The sequence below is a fragment of the Sphingomonas sp. MMS12-HWE2-04 genome (assembly GCF_044881185.1).
Taxonomy (GTDB): Bacteria; Pseudomonadota; Alphaproteobacteria; order Sphingomonadales; family Sphingomonadaceae; genus Sphingomonas.
The window spans coordinates 1,703,636-1,725,252 of the sequence record NZ_CP173254.1; the positions used below are offsets into that span (position 1 = coordinate 1,703,636).

Sequence of the window (21,617 nt, forward strand, 5' to 3'; positions counted from 1 at the left end):
TCGAGCCGGGGCTTATTGGACCTTGTATCCGTCTTCGGCGCGCACCCAGAGGACGGGGCGGTCGAGCTCTGGGTGCGCCACCCCGTCTAGCGTCGTCGCGCTCACCAGGCTCCCGTTCACGATACGGTCGCGATAGCACCGCTTCTTGCCGCTGAGCGAGGCCATGCCGGCGCTCACCTGCGCGCGCAGCGTTTCCTGCAGCGACGGTGCCAGTTTGGCACCCGGCTTGGTGAAGCTCGCGCCGCTCAGCGCGCCGCCGCTATGGACGAAGCACAGCGCGCCGTTCTCCACGGTCCCTGGCATCGTATAGCGGATGCTGATCTGCGCCGGGCGTGACGCCATGCCGGTCACTTCGGCGTCGAATCCGCCATCGGGATGCACCGTGTAGCGGGTCAGCGTTGCGCACGTCTTGTGCGTCTGGTCGGGTGTCGTGCAGCGGAGCATTCCCTGGCGCGCCGGGGCCAGCACGTCGTCGCTCGCCTGTCCAGCGGCCAGCGTCAGAAGCAGCGTCAGGATCATCGTCATGTCTCCGAAAGTCAGGCGGCGTCGTTCTTGCGGGTAAGGCGCAGGCGCGGTTCGCGCTCGATCCCGGCGGCGTCGCGGATCGATTTGCGCATCTCGTCGCGCTTCTCGTGGATCGAGGCGATCACCGGTCCCACGCCGATGCCGAGATCGACGAGAACCGCCTCGGAAAGCTGCAGCGAGCTCTCCAGCGTTTCGGGAACCGCTTCGCTGGCGCCGGCCTTGTAGAGCTCGGCGGCATGCGCTGCGTCTCGCGCGCGGGCAATGATGGGGATGCCGGGTACCCAGCTGCGCACACGACGCGCCAGCCGCACCGTCAGCACCGGATCGTCCATCGTCAGCACCAGCGCCTTGGCATGGCCTAGCTTCAACTGGTCGACCAGTTCGGAGCGCGTCACGTCGCCGAACAGCACGGTATAGCCGTCACGCCGCGCCGCCTTCACATTGTCGATATCGGCGTCGATGCCGACATAGGGCTGATCGTGCCGCCGCAGCATGTCGGCGATCGTCCGCCCGACCCGGCCAAAGCCGATCACCACTGTGCCGGGGCCGGCGGCGTCGATCTCGGCGTCGGGCTGCTCGCGCGCCTCCTGGCGCTCGATCGCCCGCGACGCGAGCTGGCCCAGCTTGGCGAGGATCGGCGTCAGGGTCAGCCCAATCGCAGTCACCGTCGTCCAGAATGCCGCGGTCGCGGGCTGGATCAGCCCCGCCGCGCCCGCCACGCCGAGCACGATCAGCGTCGTCTCCGAAGGGCTTGCCATCAGCACCCCGGTCTCGGCTGCAGTTCCCGTCCGCGCGCCGGATAGCTTGAGCAACCCGGTAGTCACCGCGATCTTGACGCCCATCACGAGCACGATCGCGCCGAACAGCCCGGTCCAATGGCCAAGGAACATGTCGAGCTCGAGTTGCATGCCCACGGTGATCAGGAATACGCCGAGCGCCAGCCCCTTGAACGGCGCGGTGATCGCCTCGACTTCGCCGTGATATTCGGTCTCGGCGATCAGCAGCCCGGCGATCAGCGCGCCGACGATCGGCGAAAGCCCCGCGGCGCTGGTTGCCAGGCTCGCGACGATCACCACCAGCAGGCTCGCCGCCAGGAACAGCTCGGGGCTCTTGGTCCGCGCCGCCTGGGCGAACAGTCGCGGCAGGACCGCGCGCCCGCCGACGAACAGGATCGCCACGGTGATCGCGCCGATTCCCAGCGTCATCAGCAGCTTGTTCATCCCGTCCGCGCCGGCGGAGGGGGCGAGCGCGCCGAGCAGGAAGATGATCGGGACCAGCGCCAGATCCTCGAATAGCAGCATTGCGAAGGAGGCGCGGCCCACGGCGCTTGTCGTCCCGGCGATCGGCAGCACCAGGGCGGTGGACGACAGCGCCAATGCCAGGCCCAATCCGATCGCCCCGCCAGTGCTCAGCCCGGTCAGGTACAATGCCCCTGCCAGGATCGCCCCGGCGCCGAACAACTCCGCCGCGCCGACCCCGAAAACTAAGGTGCGCATCGCCCATAGCCGTCTGAACGAAAGCTCCAGCCCGATCGAGAACAGCAGCAGGATGATGCCGAATTCGGCGAACGGCTCGATCGCGTGCGGATCGGAAATCGTGACGTAGAACAGCCAGGGATTTTCAGCGACCAGCGAGCCGAGCCCGGCAGGGCCGAACAGCGCACCGACCAGAATGAACCCGATCACCGGGCTGATCCGGAAGCGGGCGAAAGCCGGGATCACCAGTCCGGCCGCGCCCAGGATCACCAGCGCATCACTGAAACCGTTATTGCTCAACGCGATCATGTCGCCATCCTAGGCGGCTCCGGCGCCCGATGTCATCGCCTTATCCCGAAAACCCTTCAAACATTGCGTTGCCAGGTTGACGTTCACGTAAAGGGAAAGTATTTCTCCTGCCATGAATGCCTTTGCCCACCCCGTCGAAGCGCTCGCGCCGATCGAGCCGCGCCCCGATCGCGACGCCTTCTCGATCTCCGATCTCTGCGCCGAGTTCGCGGTGACGCCGCGCGCGCTGCGCTTTTATGAGGACGAGGGGCTGATCTCGCCCGAGCGCCGCGGCACCGTGCGCATCTATTCGCACCGCGATCGTGCGCGGCTTGCCTGGATCCTGCGCGGCAAGCGCGTCGGCTTCAGCCTCGGCGAGATCAAGGAGATGATCGATCTCTACGACATTGGCGACGGCCGCAAGGTGCAGCGCCAGGTAACGCTCGAACGTTGCCGCCTTCGCATCGACCTGCTCGAAAACCAGAAGCGCGACATCGATGCGCATATCGAAGAGCTCCAACAATTCGTCGACCTGCTCCAAAGCAGCGACAGCCACTGAGGAACTGAAATGCCGCAATATACCCCGCCGGTGCGCGATACGCGCTTTCTCCTCGATGCGGTGATCGGGCTCGATCGCTACGCCAATCTCCCCGGCTTCGAAAATGCCACGCCCGACACGGTCGAGGCCGTGCTGGAGCAGGGCGGCCAGTTCGTCGCCGAAGTGCTGTTCCCGCTCAATCAGGTCGGTGATCAGCATGGCTGCACGCGCCACGACGACGGCAGCGTCACCACGCCGCCGGGGTTCAAGGAAGCCTATGCCCAGTTTGTCGAGAGCGGCTGGGGCACGCTGAGCGCGCCGGCGGCGTTCGGCGGGCAGGAGATGCCGCACGTCGTCTCGACCGCGTTCCAGGAATATATGATCTCCGCCAACATGGCCTTCGCCATGTATCCCGGCCTCACCCATGGCGCGATCGCCGCGCTGCTGGTCAAGGGTTCGGACGCGCAAAAGGCGATGTATGTGCCCAAGATGGTCTCGGGCGAGTGGGGCGGCACGATGAACCTCACCGAGCCGCAATGCGGCACCGATCTCGGCCTGATCCGCACGCGCGCCGAGCCCAATGGCGACGGCTCGTTCGACATCACCGGCACCAAGATCTTCATCTCGTCGGGCGAGCATGACCTGACGAGCAACATCATCCATCTCGTCCTCGCCAAGACTCCCGGTGCGCCCGAAAGCAGCAAGGGCATCTCGCTGTTCGTCGTGCCCAAGTTCTTCGTCAACGAAGACGGCTCGATCGGCGATCGCAACGCGGTGTCGTGCGGCTCGATCGAGCACAAGATGGGCATTCACGGCAATTCGACCTGCGTGATGAATTATGACGGCGCCAAGGGCTGGCTGGTTGGCGAGGAGATGAAGGGCCTTGCCGCGATGTTCATCATGATGAATGCCGCGCGCCTCGGCGTCGGCCTTCAGGGTCTGGCCGTCGGCGAAACCGCGTTCCAGAACGCCGTCCAATATGCCGAGGACCGCCGCCAGGGCCGCGCGCTCACCGGCCCAGCCGATCCGTCGGAAAAGGCCGACACGCTGTTCGTTCACCCCGACGTCCGCCGCATGCTGATGGAAGCGAAGGCGCAGACCGAGGGTCTGCGCGCGCTATGCCTATGGGGCGCGCTTCAGGTCGATCTGGAGCACGCCGCGCAGAGCGAAGAGGAGCGCCAGCTCGCCGCCGATCTGATCGGCCTGCTCACCCCGGTCATCAAGGGCGTCGGCACCGATATCGGCTACAAGGTCGCGACCGACAGCCAGCAGGTCTATGGCGGCCATGGCTACATCGCCGAATGGGGCATGGAGCAATATGTCCGCGATGCCCGCATCTCGATGATCTACGAAGGCACCAATGGCGTGCAGGCGATGGATCTGGTCGGCCGCAAGCTCGCCATGAACGGCGGCCGCGCGGTCCAGGCGTTCTTCAAGCTGGTCGCCGAGGAAGCCGCCGCCGCCAAGGGTAATGAAAAGCTCGCCGCGCTGGCGGAGGGCCTCGAAAAGGCGCTTGGCCACCTCCAGGGCGCGACGATGTGGCTCGCCCAGAACGGCTTCAAAAACCCCAACGATGTCGGCGCCGGCGCCTATCCGTATATGCAACTCACCGGGACGGTCGCGCTCGGCCTGATGTGGCTGCGCATGGCCAAGGCCGCGGTAGCGAAGCTGGCCGAGGGTTCGGACAATGCCAAGTTCTACGAAGCCAAGCTGGTCACCGCCCGCTTCTACGCCGAACGCTTCCTCCCCGAAGCCAGCGGACTGCGCCGCAAGATCGAAGCCGGCAGCGAAGCCGTGATGGCGCTCGATCCCGAACTGTTCCGCGCCGCCTAAAAGGGGCAGCCAAAGCCAGCATCCTGCGATCCTGCACCCCGGCGAAAGGCTGGGGTGCAGCCTAGCCGTTGAGCACATGCGGTCTGCCGCCGACGGCGCCTCGGCAAAGATGGCCTGGTCCGCGCCAGGCCGGAAGCCTGGCTATTGGCGCGATTCGCCTACCGGCGTGGGTCGCGGCGTAGGCGAGGGCCGTGGCGCGGGCAGGGTAAAGTTCACCGATGGCTTGGCGGCGGGCGTCGCCACTGCGGCGGGAAGCGCCGCGTCGGTCTTGCGCCGCACGCCGCTCAGCGCCGCGGGCCCGGTAGCCGGCGTGGCCATCGACGGGGGCGGCAGCGACGGGTCGACAGCCGGCGTAGTCACCACCGGCGGTTGAATGCGCATGCATTGCAGCGGGCTCGGCCGCTTGAACTGCTGGCAGTTCCACAGCGCCTTGGCATAGCCCTGCGCCTGATCACGCAGATAGCTGAACGACAGCGCCGCCGATTGCGCCTGGGTCGCCGGCAGCTTAACCGGCGTCTGCTTGGGATCGGTCCACGCCATGAACTTGCAATAGAGCCGCTCGCCGCAGGTCTTGATCGCCAGCGCGGCAAAGGCGTCAGGGTTCATCTTGCGGTCGAGCGTGACGAGGAAGTGGTTGGCGTCGAGCCCGGTGCCCGCCGCCTTGGGCACCGCCGCATCGGGAATCGTCGCGGGATCGACCATCGATCCGTCGCCCTCCAGCAGCGGCGCAAGCCCATCCTCGCTGCCGTCGCCGATATGCGCGCTCGAAAGCCGTGCGAGTTTGGGGATATTGGGCTCCACGCCGGTATAGCCGCGGTTGAACGCGGGCGGGGTGCCCCACCAGCCCGCCCAGCGGAAGAACAGATGCGTGTGGACCTCGGTGATCTTTTCGAGGCTGGCGCTCCAATAGGGCACTACCCAATCGGTATGGTAATGCGTCGCATGGCCCACCGCCTTGTAGACCGAGCCGGTGAGCGCCAGCCGCGCCACGTCCGCCGCGCGCTTCCACGCCGCCTCGGTCGGGCGATAGCGCAGCAGCGCGCCGTCGCAGGTGAAGGTAAACTGGCAGCCGGTGCTGCGCTCCTGGCCCTGGAAAACCACGCCGCATACGCTCTTGGGAAACGCGGGGTGGCGGACTCGATTGAGGATCACCTGCGCCACTGCGCGCTGGCCCGTCGTGTCATCGCCGGCCTCATAATAGACCCCGGCTGCGAGGCAGTCGATCGCCCGCGCCCGGCTATCCTCGCTGCCGAAGACCCGGAACGCGCGCGCGGCCGGGTTGGGCAAGGTGGAGAAGGGCACCGCGGCGTTGATTGCCTTGGCATCCTCGGGCGCGACCTGCTGGAGCTCGACCGGCTCGACCGGGGGCAGTTCCTGCTTCGGCACCACGCGCTGCGAGACGACCACCGGCGGCCGCTTGTGGACGACTACGCGCTCGGTGGTCAGCACCAGCCATAGCGGTAGAGCGATCGCGACGAGCCCGATCAGCGCCGCCAGCGCGACAAGTATCGGGCGCGGGGAGGGGGCGGCCGCACGCGCGGCAAGGGGAGGTTCGGATTGCATTAGCATGGGTGCCGTCGCTCAGCCCTGCCGCGCGCAGCGGCGATCGTCGGAAAGGGGGCAGACAGGCAAAAGCGGCTCCATGCGATAGCGTCGCCGCCCATAACGCAGAACCGCCGCAGAAGGAACCATTGCGGCGGCGAAACGCCCGCCCGCCGCCGCAATCGGGTCCGGTCAGCTCTCCGGCAGGAAGTCCGGAACGCTCAGATAGCGCTCGCCGGTGTCGTAGTTGAAGCCGAGCACGCGCACGGTGTCGGGCAGGTCGGGCAGCTTCTGCAGGATCGCCGCGAGCGTCGCGCCCGAACTGATCCCGACGAGCAGGCCTTCCTCGCGCGCGGCGCGGCGGGCCATGTCCTTGGCAACCGCAGCGTCGACCTTGATCACCCCGTCGATCGCGTCGGTGTGGAGGTTCTTGGGAACGAAGCCCGCGCCGATGCCCTGGATCGGGTGCGGCCCGGGCTGCCCGCCCGAGATCACCGGCGAAAGCTCGGGCTCGACGGCATAGACTTTGAGGTTGGGCCACGCCTTTTTGAGCGTCTCGGCGACCCCGGTGATGTGCCCGCCGGTGCCAACGCCGGTGATCACCACGTCGATCGGGGCATCGGCGAAGTCGTTGAGAATCTCCTGTGCCGTCGTGCGGGAGTGGACGTCAACATTCGCAGCATTTTCGAACTGCTGCGGCATCCAGGCGCCGGGCGTCGATTCGACGATCTCCAGTGCCCGCTCGATCGCGCCCTTCATGCCCTTCTCGCGTGGGGTAAGATCGAAGGTCGCGCCATAGGCCAGCATCAGCCGACGACGCTCGAGGCTCATGCTCTCGGGCATCACCAGGACCAGCTTGTAGCCCTTGACCGCGGCGACCATCGCCAGCCCGACGCCAGTATTGCCGCTGGTGGGCTCGACGATCGTGCCGCCAGGCTTGAGGCTGCCGTCCTTCTCCGCCGCCTCGACCATGGCGAGCGCGATGCGGTCCTTGATCGAGCCGCCCGGGTTCGATCGCTCGGACTTCACCCACACCTCGGCGCCGGGGAAGAGCTTGTTGACGCGGATATGCGGGGTGTTGCCGATGGTCTCGAGAACCGAATTCGCCTTCATGTCGTCATCTCCTTGGGAGGCACTTCGAGATTGGCCGGAGGATCGAAAGTGCGAGCCCGCCTGAGCTCGGGGAATAGCTTGGCCCATAGGATCGTGACAAGGATCGCGCCGATACCGCCGCCCACCACTGCGGCGACCGGCCCGATCAGCGCGGCAAGGAAGCCCAATTCGGCCTCGCCAAGCTCGTTCGATCCGGAAACGAACAGGGTGGAGACCGCGCCGACCCGGCCGCGCATGTCGTCGGGCGTATAGAGCTGGATCAGCGATTGGCGGACATAGACCGAGACCATGTCCGCAGCACCGAGGATGAACAGTGCGAGCAGCGCAAGCACGACGGCAGGCGCCAGGTCGTCGCCGATCGCGCCCGCGCCGTAGAGGTGCAGCAGAAGCGGCGCCGAGAGGCCGAACACCGCGGTCGCCGCACCGAAGATCGCCACCGCGACCAGCATCTTGGTGCCGACATCCTTCTTGAGTGGGCGCCACGAGAAGACCAGTCCGGTCAGCACGGCGCCGACGGCGGGCGCGGCGCGGAGATGGCCCAATCCCTCCGAGCCGACCTGAAGGATGTCGCGGGCATAGACCGGCAGCATCGCCGTCGCGCCGCCGAGCAGCACCGCGAACAGGTCCAGTGAGATCGCACCGAGCACCAGCCGGTTGCGCCGGACATAATGGAGTCCGTCGATCATCTGCGCCCAGGGGCTGCCGGTAAACTTGCGCGCGGCGGCAGGCACCGGCGAGATCAGCATCAGCATCAGCAGCGAGAGCAGGAACAGACCCCCCGCGACGGCATAGGGAAGCCAGTCCGCGCCGGCATAGAGGTATCCCCCCATCGCCGGCCCGATGACCGTGCCGACCTGCCAGGAGACCGAGCTCAGCGCGATCGCGGTCGGCAGGATCGCCTTGGGCACAAGATTGGGTGCGAGCGCTCCGAGCGCCGGCCCGGCAAACGCCCGCGCGACGCCGAGCAGTGCGGCGATGCCGAACAGCGCGGGCAAAGTGATCGTATGACTATAGGTCAGCCAGGCGAGGGTGAGCGCGCATGACGCTTCAAGCGAGACCGCGCCGCGCGCGATCCAGCGCCGGTCGATCCGGTCGGCGACCCAGCCCGCGAACAGCGAGAGGCAGAGCAACGGCAGGAATTGCGCGACGCCGATCATGCCGAGCTGGAAGGCGGCCTCCTTGATCGTCATCGTCTCGCGGGCGATGTCGTACACCTGCCAGCCGATCACGATCACCATCGCCATCTGCCCCAGCGTGGCGGCAAGGCGCGCGACCCAGTAAGCGCGGAAGTTGGCGACGGCGAAGGGATGGCGCGGCATGCCATGCTCTTGGCGCCTCCCTCTCCACATCGCAACGATCGATTGCTCGGGCGCCGGCCAATCTTGGCAAGTTCCGTGCTTACGCACCTGAGTTCATCGGACAAAGGCGGCGGGAACTCAGTTACCGGCGAGTGGTTATCACGCTTGCGAAATCAGGAGCTTGATCATGGGTAAGGGTATCTTGTTGTGGCTGATCGGCGTGCCGATCCCGATCATCCTGCTCCTGCTGATCTTTTGGCACTAAGCCCCGTCGGCGCGCGGGCTTGTGCACGGCGGCCGAGATTCGGGAAACCGAACCGGCCGCCTGGGCCTGTGAAGCAGGATTGCACCGGCTGAACTTGTTGCGCCGAAGATCAGGCAGCGCTTGCGGGATCGGGATTTGATTTTCGAGAAATGCAGGATGCTCGATGCCGTACAGGGTGCGGATAGTGTGACCCAAATGTGACCTGGGGCTTGCGGTATCGACTTTCAGGCCGCGTCCTCGTCGAACGAGTCGATACGCTCGACGATCGGCTTGTGGTGCATCGAATAGATCACGCCGCGAATCTTCCACGCCTCTGCAGCGTAGCTCTCTCCTGTATTGCGGGGCCCGCCGCCTTCCGGCTGGGCTGGCAGCAAGGGCAGGATATCCACCGCCTCGGCATCGATCCGCGCGCGGATGCGCTGAGTCAATTGCAGGATCGCGCGGCGATAAGTGTCCCATTGGTCCGCCTTGGGGAAACCATGCCATCGCGCTACGTGCTCGCGGAAGTCGCGGACCAGCGCCGAAGTCGCCGCGCTGGCCGCCGCGGCCTGCTGCTGGGCTTCGATTCGGCTATCGCGCATCATCGGGCCGAACACGTTCAATTCCATCTCGGCGAAGTGGATCAGCAGGTCGCGGGTGAAGGCCCAGCGATGGTCGGCCAGCCCATCGACCTGTGCCGGATGCGCGCCAGCGACCAGCATCTCGAACGTCTCGAGATTGCGCAAGATGCGGCCGTGACGGATAAACAACTGGTCGAAGGGCATTGCTAATCTCCTTGCCCCCATTTGCGCGAGGATGGCTTTTTCCACGTGAATGTGGGCCTCAGGAAAAGGCCGGATTGGGGTCCGCACGGAAATATGCCAGTCCCTGCAACGCGATAGTTGCACTTTGATGCAAATTAAGGCGTGCCCCAAGGCATGCGCTATGCCAGCATCAAGCTAAGTGTCTAACCGTCAAAGAAAGTTTGGGGGCGATTTGAACACCGGGGGCGAAGGCCATGATTTGTTCGCCATCGCGCCTGGCGCGGGGGCCATGGGCGCCGCTGTGTTCGCGTACGACTGGGCGTCAACCCCGCTCGGGCGGATCGAGACCTGGCCGCCAGAGCTGCGCTCGGCCGTATGCCTCGTGCTCGAATCGCGCTTTCCTCAGGCCTTGGTCTGGGGGCCGCATTTGGTTACCATCTATAACGATGCATTCGCGCCCATCCTGCGGGCGAAGCCTGATACATTGGGCCGTAACTTTGCAGTGATCTGGGCGGAGGTCTGGGGGCAACTCAGCCCGCTCGTCGACCGCGCGTTTGCCGGCAAGTCCACCTTTATCGAGGATCATGCCCTCGAACTGGAGCGCGGCGGTGAGCGCGAAACCGCGTGGTTCACCTTCTGCTTCTCTCCGGTGCGGCTCGCCGACGGCACGGTTGCCGGCATGCTCGACACGGTGATCGAGACCACCGAGGCAGTTCGTGCCCGCCAGACTGCTGAAGTGCTTCGGGACGAACTCGCCCATCGCCTGAAGAACACCATGGCGATGGTGCAGTCGATTGCGCAGCGTACCCTGCGCGACGTTACCGAGCGCGACGCAGTAGAGGCGTTTCACAAGCGCATTGTCGCGCTGGGTCGCGCGCACGACGCGCTTGCGCAGGGCAGCTGGCAGAACGCTTCGCTCGCAACCCTTGCGGAGGCCCTGCTTGCGACGCACGGCGAGCGCTTCGACGTCTCGGGACCGGCGATCGCGCTCGGCTCATCGGCGGCGCTGCGCCTGTCGCTGATCCTCCACGAACTCGCCACCAACGCCACCAAATATGGCGCCCTCTCGATACCGGAGGGCCGCGTGGCGCTGCACTGGCACATCGAGCCGAGCGCCAAGGGCGAGATGCTGGCGCTGTGCTGGCGCGAACGGGTCGGCCCGCCGGTCGATCCGCCGAGGCGCACTGGCTTCGGCACGCGGCTGATCGACATGGGCCTGATGGGCGGCGGTCGGGTCGAACGCCGCTATCCCCCCAGCGGAGTCGAAGTCGACCTGCGGGTTCCGCTGGCCGACCTCGACGAGCGCTAGGCTTAGCGGCAGCGAACCTGCTGGTTGTTGCGATCGACCGAACTGCCGAGCGCGCCGCCGGCTACGGCGCCGAGCAGGGTGCCAACGGTGCGCGAACGCCCGCCCGCGATGATGTTGCCGAACAGCCCGCCCGCGGCGGCGCCGACGATCAGGCCGGTCGTGCCATCCGAACGACGGCAATAATAGCGGCCGTCATTACCGCGATAGACGCGGTCGTCCTGGGTGAGCACGCGCTCCTGGTAGTTGCCGGAACGGTAATCGCGCGAGGCGTCGTAATATTCGTCGTCGCGCGGGTCGTTATAGCCGGTCTGGGGCGGACGATTGTCATAGCCGGGGCGATTGTCATAGCCACCGCGCGAGCGGAACTGGCGATAGCGCTCGAGCGCAGCCTGGAAGCTTTCATATTCGGTATCGAAACGCCGCTGCGCAGCGTCGAAGCGCGCCTCCTCGTCCTGCGCGCCGCCATTGTAGCGCGCCGTGGAGGATTGCGCCGAGGCCGGAGCGGCAGTGGCGACGGTGAAGGTGGCCGCGGCGGCAAGCGCGGCGAGCGAAAGGCGTTTCATGTGGCAGCTCTCCTGAAACAGGTTAGACATGGAGACCGATGGGGGCCACAAGAGTTCCCCCATCCGCGGTGAAAGTCGATCTGGCAGCGTTACGATGAACGCGGGGTGACGCGGATGCACACTTCGCCTTTTGAGACACGCCGCTGGTCGATCGGCTCTTGCTGCAACGCAACATAATTGCGAAAGCGAGGGGATGAAGTTGAGTCTCGAACCCGATCCTGCCGCATCCGCCAACGCCGTGCCCATGGCGCTCGAGGCGATCGTCCGCCTGCGCTGCCTCTCGGCGACTTACAACCGCACCCGGATGATCCTGGCACCGCACGTGCTCTACAGCCGCGGCGACGCGCTTTACATCGACGGCGTCGTCATCGTGCGCGAAGGCATGATCCCGCGCGAGGAGAAAGTGGGCACCTTCAAGCTCGACGGCTTGAAGGACCTGACCCTGCTCGAACGCGAATTCACGATCAGCGCGCTGTTCGATCCCACCCTCGAGAAATATCAGGGCGTGACGCTGATGCAGGTCGAACCTGCAGCCGGCTGAAGCACTATTCGCTTACGCTCACGAAACTATCCATCACCCGCTTCCGCCCGGCGACTTCGAAGTCGATCTCCAGCTTGTTGCCTTCGATCTCGGCGATCATGCCATAGCCGAATTTTTGGTGAAACACGCGCTGGCCCAGCGACAGGTCCGCGCGGGGCTTGGCGCCGAAGCTCACTGCCGACGCCCGGCTTTCCAGCACGCGCGCGGGTTCGCGGGTGAAGGTGCGCGCGGTGAAGCCGCCGCTGGGGTTCTTGGCGTCGATGCCCGCAGCGCGCTGCCAGCCCGGGCCACGGCCGGTGCCACGGGCAACGTCGGCGAAGGGGTCGGAGCGCTCGGACCAATTGGCGCGCCACAGGCTCTCGCCGCCCGACATCGTGCTTTCCTGGTCGACATGCTCGGCGGGCAGTTCGGCGACGAAGCGGCTGGGCAGTGACGAGGTCCACTGGCCATAGATGCGGCGATTGGCGGCGTGGAGGATCGTGGCGAGCCGCCGCGCACGGGTGATCGCAACATAAGCGAGGCGGCGCTCCTCCTCGAGGCTGGCGAGCCCGCCTTCGTCGAGCGCGCGTTGCGAGGGGAAGATGCCTTCTTCCCAGCCGACCAGAAACACGGTGTCGTATTCCAGCCCCTTGGCGGCGTGGATCGTCATGATCGTGACCTTGGGCTCCTCGGCAGCACCCTCATTGTCCATCACCAGGCTGACATGCTCGAGGAACGCGGTGAGGCTCTCATATTCCTCCATCGCGCGGACGAGTTCGTTGAGATTTTCGAGGCGCCCGGCAGCCTCGGCGGTGCGATCGGCCTGCCACATTGCAGTGTAGCCGCTCTCGTCGAGGATGATGCGGGCAAGCTCGGGATGGGGAAGGGTGTCGCCCATCGAGCGCCAGCGGGCGATGTCGCCGATCAGAGTGCCCAGGCTGCGGCGGGCCTGGGGTGTCAGTTCATCGGTGTCGAGGATGCGCGCGCCGGCATGGGTGAGCGGCAGGCCCTCCGCGCGCGCATATTGGTGGACCTTGGCCAGCGCCTTGTCGCCGAGGCCGCGCTTGGGGACGTTGACGATGCGCTCGAAGGCGAGATCGTCGGAGGGTTGGGCGACGACGCGCAGATAGGCGAGCGCGTCGCGGATTTCCTGGCGCTCGTAGAAGCGGAAGCCGCCGATGATGCGATAGGGCATGCCGATCGCGATGAAGCGGTCTTCGAATTCGCGGGTCTGGTGCTGGGCGCGAACCAGGATGGCGACATCGTCGAGGCTGGTGCCGCCGCGCTGCAGGCTCTCGATCTCCTCGCCGACGCGGCGCGCCTCTTCGGGGCCGTCCCATATGCCGAGCACCTTGACCTTCTCGCCGGCGTCCTTCTCGGTCCACAAGGTCTTGCCGAGGCGGCCGCCATTGTTGGCGATCACGCCCGAGGCGGCGGCGAGGATGTGCGGGGTGGAGCGATAATTCTGCTCGAGCCGGATCACCTTGGCGCCGGGGAAGTCGCGCTCGAACTTGAGGATGTTCTCCACCTGCGCGCCGCGCCACGAATAGATCGACTGGTCGTCATCGCCGACGCAACACAGATTCTTGCGCTCCTGGGCGAGCAGGCGAAGCCAGAGATACTGGACGCTGTTGGTGTCCTGATATTCGTCGACCATGATGTAGCGGAAGCGCTGCTGATACGTCTGGAGCACGTCGCGGTGGGTCTTTAGGATCACCAGCATGTGGAGTAGCAGGTCGCCGAAATCGCACGCGTTGAGCGTGCGCAGGCGATCCTGATACGCCGCGTACATCGCCTGGCCGCGGCCATTGGCGTAGAGCTCGGACTCGCCGGCATCAAGGTCCTTGGGCGTGAGGCCCTTGTTCTTCCAGCCGTCGATCAATCCGGCCAGTGCGCGTGCGGGCCAGCGCTTTTCGTCGAGATCGGCGGCGGTGATAAGCTGCTTCAACAGGCGCAACTGGTCGTCGGTGTCGAGGATGGTGAAGTTGCTCTGCAGCCCGACGAGTTCCGCGTGGCGGCGGAGCATCTTGGCGCCGATCGCATGGAAGGTGCCGAGCCACGGCATTCCCTCGACTGCCTCGCCGACTAGCCGGCCGACGCGCTCGCGCATTTCGCGCGCGGCCTTGTTGGTGAAGGTGACCGACAGGATCTCGCTGGGATAGGCCTTCCGCGTGAACAGCAGGTGCGCGAGCCGGGCGGTGAGCGCCGCGGTCTTGCCGGTGCCCGCGCCGGCGAGGACGAGCACCGGACCCTCGGTGGTCAGCACAGCTTCGCGCTGGGGTTCGTTCAGGCCCCGCAGATAGGGGGCGTCGTCAAGGGCGGGCGCGGGAAGACTCATGGCGAACAGTTAGAGAACGCGCGCGGCTCGGGCAAGCGCTGAAGGCGAGCCGAGCGGGAAGTCCTGCGCATGCGGAAGCTAGCCTATTCGTTCCGGAAACGTAATTATAAAGAAGAACGTCGAGTTGTCGGATAGTTCATTTCAACAGCGTTGCATTCGAAGGGAAATGGCATGAAGAGAAGCGGACTGCAATTCGATAACCATATGACATCACCTGCAATTCATGGTCAAATCATCTACCAGACGAAAGATATTTCTTATAACCAGTTCAAAAGCTTCTTCACGACGCCCCATGAGAATGTCGGGACGGACTCGAGCAGCGTTTGGGGAGACATGGACCTCCCGATGCATAAGTTCACCGACGCCGTCGTTGATTTCGAAGACGGCAAGGGAACCGGGGAAGTCGAATATCAGATAAGCTTCGGCAATGGCGACACGGTCGCGTTCAGCGGCGTCACCGATGCAGTGCTCCGCCATATCGATCCGCCGCAATGGCTGCCGGTCTATTATCCGAGCGGGCCTTCGCCAGTTACGGCAATTGGCGTGTTCCGCTGGACCCGCCACGATCCGGCCATCACCAAAGTCTATCCCGATGGCCTGGTGACCTACACCCTGACCGACGTCACGAGCACCCAGCGCTGGATGAGCGTCACAACCAAGCCCGACACCACGCCGCTCAACCAGTTCACGCTGCCCGGCACGCACGACACCGGCACCTCGGAGATGGGCGAGACCTCGCAGTGCCAGACGATGACGCTGGCGGAGCAACTGTGTCGCGGCATCCGCTTCATCGACATCCGGCTCGAACCGGTGTGGAACAGCGCGAAGAACCGATACGACCTGCGAATCTATCACGGCACGTCGGGCAGCGACTTCACATTTGCAGACGACATCATTGAAGTGTGCCGGGTGTTCCTCTTGCGCAACCCCAGCGAGACGATCGTCATGCTGGTCAACCGCAACTATAATCCGTTCAACTCCGTCCCCGACAAGGACTTCGACGCCGCCGCCAATGCGATCTTCGCGCAATATGCCAAGCAATATCCCGACCTGTTCCTCAACGGGCCGAGCATGCCGAGCCTGGCGGGTGCGCGAACCCATATCGTGCTCGTCACTCGGCACGCCAATCTGCCCGGGATCGACTGTTCGTCGGGATGGCCCGAGGATACGACCGGATCGCTGGTCACTCCGGACGGTCTGACGCTGGAGATCCAGGACGTCTACAAGTTCGGCGGCTCGACGAGCTCGCTGCAGAGGAAGATCGACACCAAATGGGGCCTGGTGCGGGACTATCTCGACAAGGGCCTAAAACCGCCCAGTTCGACGGCAACCTGGCTGGTCAATTATGCGAGCGCGACCGGCGATCCCGGGAGCCAAAGCCCGATCGACTTCGCCGAGGGCAATGGCGGAACCGGAGTGAACACCTATCTGCACGCCTATCTGAGCCAGAACCCCAGGGGCGGCTATGGCGCGGTGATAATGGATTTCCCCGAATATCCCGCCGACCACGCGCTCATACGCATGCTGATCGACAGCAATAATTGACGTTGGCGGCCGGCGGGGAGCGCATCCTCGCCGGCTTGTCCGCGCGCTCCCGCTTGGCTTCGGGCGACCGATGCGCATATGGGCGTCGACAGGCCCGAGTGGAGGAACACATGCATTGGCGGAACCGGAAATTGCGGCTGGCGATAGTGCTCGCAATCGCGGTGTTTGCCGGCTTCTATGCGTGGCGCACCGGCCAGACCGAGAATGCCAAACCCCAGTGCGAGCCTGGCCGGCACGAGGAGAAGGACGCCAGCGGCAAGGTGGTCAAGATCACCAACACCACCTGCTTTTCGTGAGTCGCGCCGCCGAGCTGTAACGCGCCTGTCATCAGGCTGTCACACGCGACGGCCAGAGCCGCGTCCATCATGGCCACGCTCGCAATGGACCAGGCTCCGACGGCCGAAACGCCTCGGAGCCCGCAATTCGACTATAACACCCACCCCCTCGCCAAGCTGCTGTTCGCAGTCATCGTCGCGGCCGGGCTGGTGTTTGCCGGGTGGAGCGTGCTCACCGACACTCGCGGCGTGGGCGAGGAGCTCGCCCTGGGGGTGTTCGCCTTTCTCGGGCTGGCACTGCTGATCGCGCTCGGCTTCGAGTTCGTGAACGGCTTTCACGATACCGCCAACGCCGTCGCGACGGTGATCTACACCAACTCGATGCCCGCGCATCTCGCCGTGGTGTGGTCGGGCTTCTTCAATTTCCTGGGCGTGATGCTGTCGTCGGGCGCCGTCGCCTATTCGATCATCACCTTGCTGCCGGTCGACCTGATCCTCAATGTCGGCTCGGCCTCGGGGTTCGCGATGATCTTCGCGCTGCTGCTCGCGGCGGTGATCTGGAACCTGGCGACCTGGTATGTCGGGCTCCCCAATTCGTCGTCGCACACGCTGATCGGCTCGGTGCTCGGCGTCGGGCTTGCGAACCAGCTGATCCAGGCCGGATCGCGCGGCGGCACCGCCGGGGTAGACTGGGGCCAGGCGCAAAAGGTGCTCACCGGGCTGTGGATGGCGCCGCTGATCGGCTTTTTCGCCGCGCTGCTGTTGCTCTATGTGATGCGAATGGTGCTGCGCAGCCCCAAGCTGTACCAGGCCCCCGAAGGCGATGCGCCGCCGCCACGCGGCATTCGCGCGCTGCTGATCTTCACCTGCACCGCGGTCTCGTTCAGCCATGGCTCGAACGATGGCCAGAAGGGCATGGGGCTGATCATGCTGATCCTGATCGGCTGCGCGCCCACTGCATACGCCCTCAACCGCACACTGCCGGAAAGCGCGACGCCTGCCTTCGTCCAGACCGCCAATATCGCGACCGCGACGTTCGATGCACGCAGCGGCGGGATCGAACTGCCGGTCGAGCAGGCCCGCGGGGTGCTGACCAACGCCCTGCAGCAGCGCAAGGCCGAGGGACCGGAGGTCTTCGCAGCGCTCGAAAGCGTCTCGCGCGACCTCACAGACCGCGTCGCCAGCTATGGCTCGCTAAGCAAAGTCCCCGCCGAGGCCACGTCGAACGTGCGCAACGACATGTATCTCGTGCTCGATACGACGCGCCTTGCGACCAAGAAGCCCGACGGGTTCCAGCCAACCGAGATCCAGGCGCTCAAGGACTATCAGGCGAGCCTGGAGAAGGGCACGCGCTTCATCCCACTCTGGGTGAAGATCGTCGTCGCGCTGGCGCTCGGGCTCGGCACGATGATCGGCTGGAAGCGGATCGTCGTGACCGTCGGCGAGAAGATCGGCAAGCAGCACATGACCTATGGCATGGGCGCCTCAGCCGAACTGGTCGCGGCGGGAACGATCCTGGCGGCGGACCGCTTCGGGCTGCCGGTCTCGACCACCCACATCCTGTCGAGCGGTGTCGCCGGCGCCTCGGTGGCGAGCGGATCGGGGCTGCAGGCGCGTACCGTACGCAACCTTGCGCTCGCCTGGCTGCTCACGCTGCCCGCGGCGATGGCGCTTTCGGGCGGGCTCTATTGGGTGATGCTCAACGCCGTGCGGGTGTTCGGGCTCTAAGCGCCTGGGATGCGCTGCGAAACAAGGCCGCGCTAGAGGTCCGTCTTCTCGATCGCGTGGGCCGCGACCTTCAGGCTCGACTTGAGGCCGTGCGCGTCGGCGCGCAGATCGGACTTCACATGGTCCATCGGGTTCCAGACCGCGACGAGCGCGCCCATTGCGAGCGCGAAGATCAGCGCCACCAGAAAGCGCCGCGTTGCCGATTGCCGCATCGCCCGACTCCCTTGTCCCGTGCGTGAGCCTGGCGTTTCGATACAGCGCCGAAACTGTCGCAGTGATGAATGGCCTTGCTCCCGGGCGCCGGGCTCCCGCATAGCCGCGCGACAGGAGAAGCCCGTGAATCACGCCCCCGCCACCGCCTCGCATCGCCGCATCCTGTTCGCGAGCTTGGTCGGCACCTCGGTCGAATTCTACGATTTCTATATCTACGCCACTGCCGCGGCGCTGGTGTTCGGGCCGCTATTCTTCCCGGCAGGCGATCCCTCGATCCAGCTGCTCGCTTCCTATGCCAGCCTTGCCGTCGCTTTCGTCGCGCGGCCGGTGGGCGCCTGGGTGTTCGGCCATTATGGCGACCGGATCGGGCGCAAATCGACGCTGGTTGCCAGCCTGATGCTGATGGGCGGATCGACGCTGCTGGTCGCCTTTCTGCCGACCTATGCCACTGCGGGCATCTGGGCGCCGGTGCTGCTGTGCGTGCTGCGCTTCGGCCAGGGCTTTGGCCTTGGCGGCGAATGGGGCGGGGCGGCGCTGCTCGCCGTGGAGAACGCGCCCGAGGGGTGGCGCGGCCGCTACGGCATGGTGCCGCAGCTCGGCGCGCCGATCGGCTTCATCGCCGCCAATGGCCTGTTCTTGCTCCTCGGACTGTGGATGAGCCCGGCCGATTTCCTCGCCTGGGGCTGGCGCATTCCGTTCGTACTGTCGATCGTGCTGGTCGGGCTCGGGCTGTGGGTCCGCCTCAAGATCGCCGAGACGCCGGCATTCGCACAGGTGCTCGAGGAGGGCCCGCCGCCGGCGGTGCCCATGGGGGAGCTGCTGCGCGACCATCTGGGCGCGGCGATCGGCGGCACCTTCGGCGCGGTGGCCTGCTTCGCGGTCTATTACATCGCGACCGCCTTCGCGCTCGGCTATGCCACGACTACGCTGAAGATCGACCGTGAAGTGATGCTAGGCATCCAGCTCGGTTCGATCCTGTTCATGGCCGTGGGGATCACGCTGGCGGGCATCTGGTCGGACCGGACGAGTCCCGCGAGGGTGCTGACCTGGGGATGCGTCTGCGCCGTGGTGGCGGGGCTCATCCTCGCGCCGGGACTCGGCTCGGGATCGCTCGGCTGGATCTTCGCCAGCCTGGCCTTCGCGCTGTTCGTGATGGGCTTCGTCTACGGCCCGCTCGGCGCCTGGCTGCCGAGCCTCTATCCGGCGCGGGTGCGCTATACGGGCGTCAGCCTGGCGTTCAATCTCGCCGGGATCCTCGGCGGCGGGTTGACCCCGGTGGTGGCCCAGGCGCTCGCGCAACGCGGCGGGTTGACGCCGGTCGGGCTGTATCTTGCCGGCGCTTCGCTGCTCAGCCTGGTCGCGCTGCTGGTGCTGCGTGTCCGCGAACGCGCCCGGCCGGTGGTGCTGGAGCCTTAAGCCCCTACCATCCGGAGCAGCGTCAGCCGCGCCTTGCCATGCACCCGGCTGGTGTCGATCTCGAAGCCTGCCAGCTCGATTTCCTCGGCTTTCGCGGTCTCGATGCTGATCCAGGTCGCGGGACCGGTCCAGCCGAGTCGGCCAAGCTTGTCCAGCGCGACCACGCCGGCGCCGGTGCCGTAAGGCGGGTCCATCATCAGCAAGTCGAGCGGCTTGGGCGCCGGGCCGAGCGCGAGCACCGATCCGGCGCGGACCTCGGCGCCGCTAGCACCGAGCTTCGCGATGTTGGTGCGCAGCGCGTCCAGCGCAGGCTTGTCCTGCTCCACGAACAGGCACGAGGCGGCGCCACGCGACAGCGCTTCGAGACCGAGCGCGCCCGAACCGGCAAACAGATCCGCCGCAGCAAGCCCTTCGAAGCTGCCAAGCCGGCTGGCGAGCATCGAGAACAGCGCTTCGCGGGTGCGATCGGCGGTGGGACGTGTGGCGTCGCCCTTGGGCGCGACGAGCGGGCGGCCACGCCACTGGCCGGCGATCACCCTCATTTGCGCGTCCTCGGCGGCCGGGCGGGCTTGCTCGGCTTGCCGCGCCCCCCAGCGGGACCGCGCGACGGGCGCTGCCCGCGCGGACGATCGACGATGTCGCCGGCGCGCGGCTCCTGCGTCTCGCGATGGGCCCGCGCGCGCTCGGCGCGGGCCGGGTTACCCGGCTTCAGCGTCTTGCGGGGACCGTCGCCCGCGTCGGGGCGCTTGTCAGGACGGGCCGCGCCGCGCGAAAAACGGGGAGGCTGGGCGGATGCCGAGGCTTCGGGACGCGCGCCGCGCGGCGTGAACCGCGCGGGCTTCTCTCCGGCGCCCTCCGGACGCTGGTCGGCGCGGGCACTGCCACGGCCGAAGCGAGCGCCCCGGTCGGGTGCGGCTTCGGCGCGCTCGCCGCGTGGCGCAAAGCGCGAAGGCCTCTCGCCGGCCGCCTCTGGGCGCTTGTCGCCGCGAGCAGCGCCGCGCCCGAAGCGCGCGGCGCTGTCCGGCGCGGCTTCGGCGCGTGGACCGCGTGGTGCGAAGCGCGACGGCCTCTCGGCTCCCTCGGTCCGCTTGGGCGCGGGCGTGGCGCGCGGGGTGAACCGCGGGCCTTGCTCGGGTGCCGGCGCGGCTTTGACCGGCGCGCGGCGGAGGCGGCGGTCGGGCTCGATCACCGGCTGCGGCTTGGGCGTCGCGACGACGCGTTCGCGCACCGAGAATTGCAGGTTCGACGCTGCCTTGCCGCCGCCCGGCTTGGACAGCACGGTGCGGAACGTCGAGAGATCGTTGTGCCGGATCTCGTCGACATCGCCGGGCGGCAGATCGCCGAGATAGAAGGGGCCATAGCGCGTGCGGATCAGGCGGCTCACCTCGAGCCCGAGATATTCGAGCACGCGCCGCACTTCGCGGTTCTTGCCTTCGGTCAGGGTCATCTCGATCCAGACGTTGGCGCCGGTGCGCCGCTCGATATTGGCGTTGATCGAGCCGTAGCGCACGCCTTCGATCTCGACGCCGAGCATCAGCTCCTCGAGCTGGGGCTGGCTGACCTGGCCATAGGCGCGGGCACGATAGCTGCGTTCGACGCCGGTGGCCGGCAGCTCGAGCTCGCGCTTGAGTTCGCCGTCGGTGGTAAGCAGCAGCAGCCCCTCGGTGTTCAAATCAAGCCGCCCGACCGGCATCACCCGCGGCAACCCGGGCGGCAAACGATCGTAAATGGTCGGGCGACCGGTGAAGTCGCGCTCCGCGGTGAGCAGCCCGGCGGCCTTGTGATAGCGAAACAGGCGCGCAGGCTCGGCATCGGCGACGGGATTGCCGTCGACGGTGACGCCGTGGAGCGAGGTGAGTGTCGTCGCCGGGGTGTCGAGCGTCTGGCCGTCGATGGCGATACGGCCGTCGGCGATCATGCGCTCGATTTCGCGGCGCGACGCGATTCCGGCACGGGCGAGCAGCTTCGCGATGCGCTGCGGTTCATTGGGCTTGGATGGGGGCACTGCGGCGATATAGCGATTATGCCGGGCGGGGCAAAAATTATTGCGGCGCTGAAAGGGTTTTCGCGCGTTAGCGCTGCGGGGGCGA

General features: G+C 66.3%; 19 protein-coding genes. 8 read left to right on the top strand and 11 right to left on the bottom strand.

Annotated features, from left to right (window positions below; translation table 11 throughout):
* Positions 1-12 precede the first annotated feature (12 nt).
* Positions 13-525, bottom strand: coding sequence for a hypothetical protein (locus AB2M62_RS07585; RefSeq protein ID WP_404339033.1), 513 nt, complete (start codon positions 523-525; stop codon positions 13-15).
* Between the two features lie 11 nt (positions 526-536).
* Positions 537-2,309 (bottom strand): cation:proton antiporter, encoded by a 1,773-nt coding sequence (locus AB2M62_RS07590; protein WP_404339035.1) that lies wholly within the window; start codon positions 2,307-2,309, stop codon positions 537-539.
* Between the two features lie 112 nt (positions 2,310-2,421).
* On the opposite strand from AB2M62_RS07590, the gene AB2M62_RS07595 reads away from it, so the two are divergent.
* Together AB2M62_RS07595 and AB2M62_RS07600 are read left to right on the top strand one after the other, a co-directional pair.
* Positions 2,422-2,847: a MerR family DNA-binding transcriptional regulator gene (locus tag AB2M62_RS07595; protein WP_404339037.1), complete on the top strand. Its 426-nt coding sequence runs from the start codon at positions 2,422-2,424 to the stop codon at positions 2,845-2,847.
* Between the two features lie 9 nt (positions 2,848-2,856).
* The gene (locus tag AB2M62_RS07600) at positions 2,857-4,659 is read left to right on the top strand and encodes an acyl-CoA dehydrogenase C-terminal domain-containing protein (protein WP_404339039.1); all 1,803 of its coding nucleotides are present in this window, start codon (positions 2,857-2,859) and stop codon (positions 4,657-4,659) included.
* Positions 4,660-4,800: 141 nt separating this feature from the next.
* Here AB2M62_RS07600 and AB2M62_RS07605 read toward each other — a convergent pair whose 3' ends face one another.
* The 4 genes from AB2M62_RS07605 to AB2M62_RS07620 form a co-directional block, all read right to left on the bottom strand.
* A complete protein-coding gene (locus tag AB2M62_RS07605; protein WP_404339041.1) occupies positions 4,801-6,222 on the bottom strand; it encodes a cell wall hydrolase in 1,422 nt (473 codons plus the stop codon).
* A gap of 171 nt (positions 6,223-6,393) precedes the next feature.
* Positions 6,394-7,314 (bottom strand): cysteine synthase A, encoded by a 921-nt coding sequence (cysK, locus tag AB2M62_RS07610; RefSeq protein ID WP_404339043.1) that lies wholly within the window; start codon positions 7,312-7,314, stop codon positions 6,394-6,396.
* Entirely contained in the window at positions 7,311-8,633 is a 1,323-nt protein-coding gene (locus AB2M62_RS07615; RefSeq protein WP_404339045.1) for an MFS transporter, read from the bottom strand. Before AB2M62_RS07615 ends, cysK begins: the two co-directional genes overlap by 4 nt.
* 468 nt (positions 8,634-9,101) lie before the next feature.
* Entirely contained in the window at positions 9,102-9,686 is a 585-nt protein-coding gene (locus AB2M62_RS07620; RefSeq protein ID WP_404339047.1) for a hypothetical protein, read from the bottom strand.
* A gap of 193 nt (positions 9,687-9,879) precedes the next feature.
* Between AB2M62_RS07620 and AB2M62_RS07625 the strand changes: the two genes are divergently transcribed.
* A complete protein-coding gene (locus tag AB2M62_RS07625; protein ID WP_404339049.1) occupies positions 9,880-10,929 on the top strand; it encodes a sensor histidine kinase in 1,050 nt (349 codons plus the stop codon).
* A gap of 2 nt (positions 10,930-10,931) precedes the next feature.
* On the opposite strand, the gene AB2M62_RS07630 is transcribed toward AB2M62_RS07625, so the two are convergent.
* Complete coding sequence (locus AB2M62_RS07630; RefSeq protein WP_404339051.1) at positions 10,932-11,492, bottom strand: glycine zipper 2TM domain-containing protein; 561 nt, start codon at positions 11,490-11,492, stop codon at positions 10,932-10,934.
* 193 nt (positions 11,493-11,685) lie between these two features.
* Between AB2M62_RS07630 and AB2M62_RS07635 the strand changes: the two genes are divergently transcribed.
* The gene (locus AB2M62_RS07635) at positions 11,686-12,033 is read left to right on the top strand and encodes a hypothetical protein (protein WP_404339053.1); all 348 of its coding nucleotides are present in this window, start codon (positions 11,686-11,688) and stop codon (positions 12,031-12,033) included.
* Between the two features lie 4 nt (positions 12,034-12,037).
* Here the strand turns inward: AB2M62_RS07635 and AB2M62_RS07640 are convergent, their stop codons facing one another.
* The gene (locus AB2M62_RS07640) at positions 12,038-14,350 is read right to left on the bottom strand and encodes an ATP-dependent helicase (RefSeq protein WP_404339055.1); all 2,313 of its coding nucleotides are present in this window, start codon (positions 14,348-14,350) and stop codon (positions 12,038-12,040) included.
* Positions 14,351-14,695: 345 nt separating this feature from the next.
* Between AB2M62_RS07640 and AB2M62_RS07645 the strand changes: the two genes are divergently transcribed.
* The 3 genes from AB2M62_RS07645 (at position 14,696) to AB2M62_RS07655 (ending at position 17,898) form a co-directional block, all read left to right on the top strand.
* Positions 14,696-15,895 carry a phosphatidylinositol-specific phospholipase C domain-containing protein gene (locus AB2M62_RS07645; protein ID WP_404339057.1) on the top strand — a complete coding sequence of 400 codons (1,200 nt, stop codon included), beginning with the start codon at positions 14,696-14,698 and terminating at the stop codon, positions 15,893-15,895.
* Positions 15,896-16,005: 110 nt separating this feature from the next.
* Positions 16,006-16,191 carry a hypothetical protein gene (locus AB2M62_RS07650; RefSeq protein ID WP_404339059.1) on the top strand — a complete coding sequence of 62 codons (186 nt, stop codon included), beginning with the start codon at positions 16,006-16,008 and terminating at the stop codon, positions 16,189-16,191.
* Between the two features lie 69 nt (positions 16,192-16,260).
* Positions 16,261-17,898, top strand: coding sequence for an inorganic phosphate transporter (locus AB2M62_RS07655; RefSeq protein ID WP_404339061.1), 1,638 nt, complete (start codon positions 16,261-16,263; stop codon positions 17,896-17,898).
* A gap of 32 nt (positions 17,899-17,930) precedes the next feature.
* Here the strand turns inward: AB2M62_RS07655 and AB2M62_RS07660 are convergent, their stop codons facing one another.
* Positions 17,931-18,110 (bottom strand): hypothetical protein, encoded by a 180-nt coding sequence (locus AB2M62_RS07660; RefSeq protein ID WP_404339063.1) that lies wholly within the window; start codon positions 18,108-18,110, stop codon positions 17,931-17,933.
* A gap of 124 nt (positions 18,111-18,234) precedes the next feature.
* On the opposite strand from AB2M62_RS07660, the gene AB2M62_RS07665 reads away from it, so the two are divergent.
* The gene (locus AB2M62_RS07665; protein ID WP_404339065.1) at positions 18,235-19,527 is read left to right on the top strand and encodes an MFS transporter; all 1,293 of its coding nucleotides are present in this window, start codon (positions 18,235-18,237) and stop codon (positions 19,525-19,527) included.
* Here the strand turns inward: AB2M62_RS07665 and rsmD are convergent.
* Complete coding sequence (rsmD, locus tag AB2M62_RS07670; protein ID WP_404339067.1) at positions 19,524-20,069, bottom strand: 16S rRNA (guanine(966)-N(2))-methyltransferase RsmD; 546 nt, start codon at positions 20,067-20,069, stop codon at positions 19,524-19,526. The genes AB2M62_RS07665 and rsmD overlap by 4 nt on opposite strands.
* Complete coding sequence (locus AB2M62_RS07675) at positions 20,066-21,532, bottom strand: pseudouridine synthase (RefSeq protein ID WP_404339069.1); 1,467 nt, start codon at positions 21,530-21,532, stop codon at positions 20,066-20,068. Before AB2M62_RS07675 ends, rsmD begins: the two co-directional genes overlap by 4 nt.
* Positions 21,533-21,617: the final 85 nt, after the last annotated feature.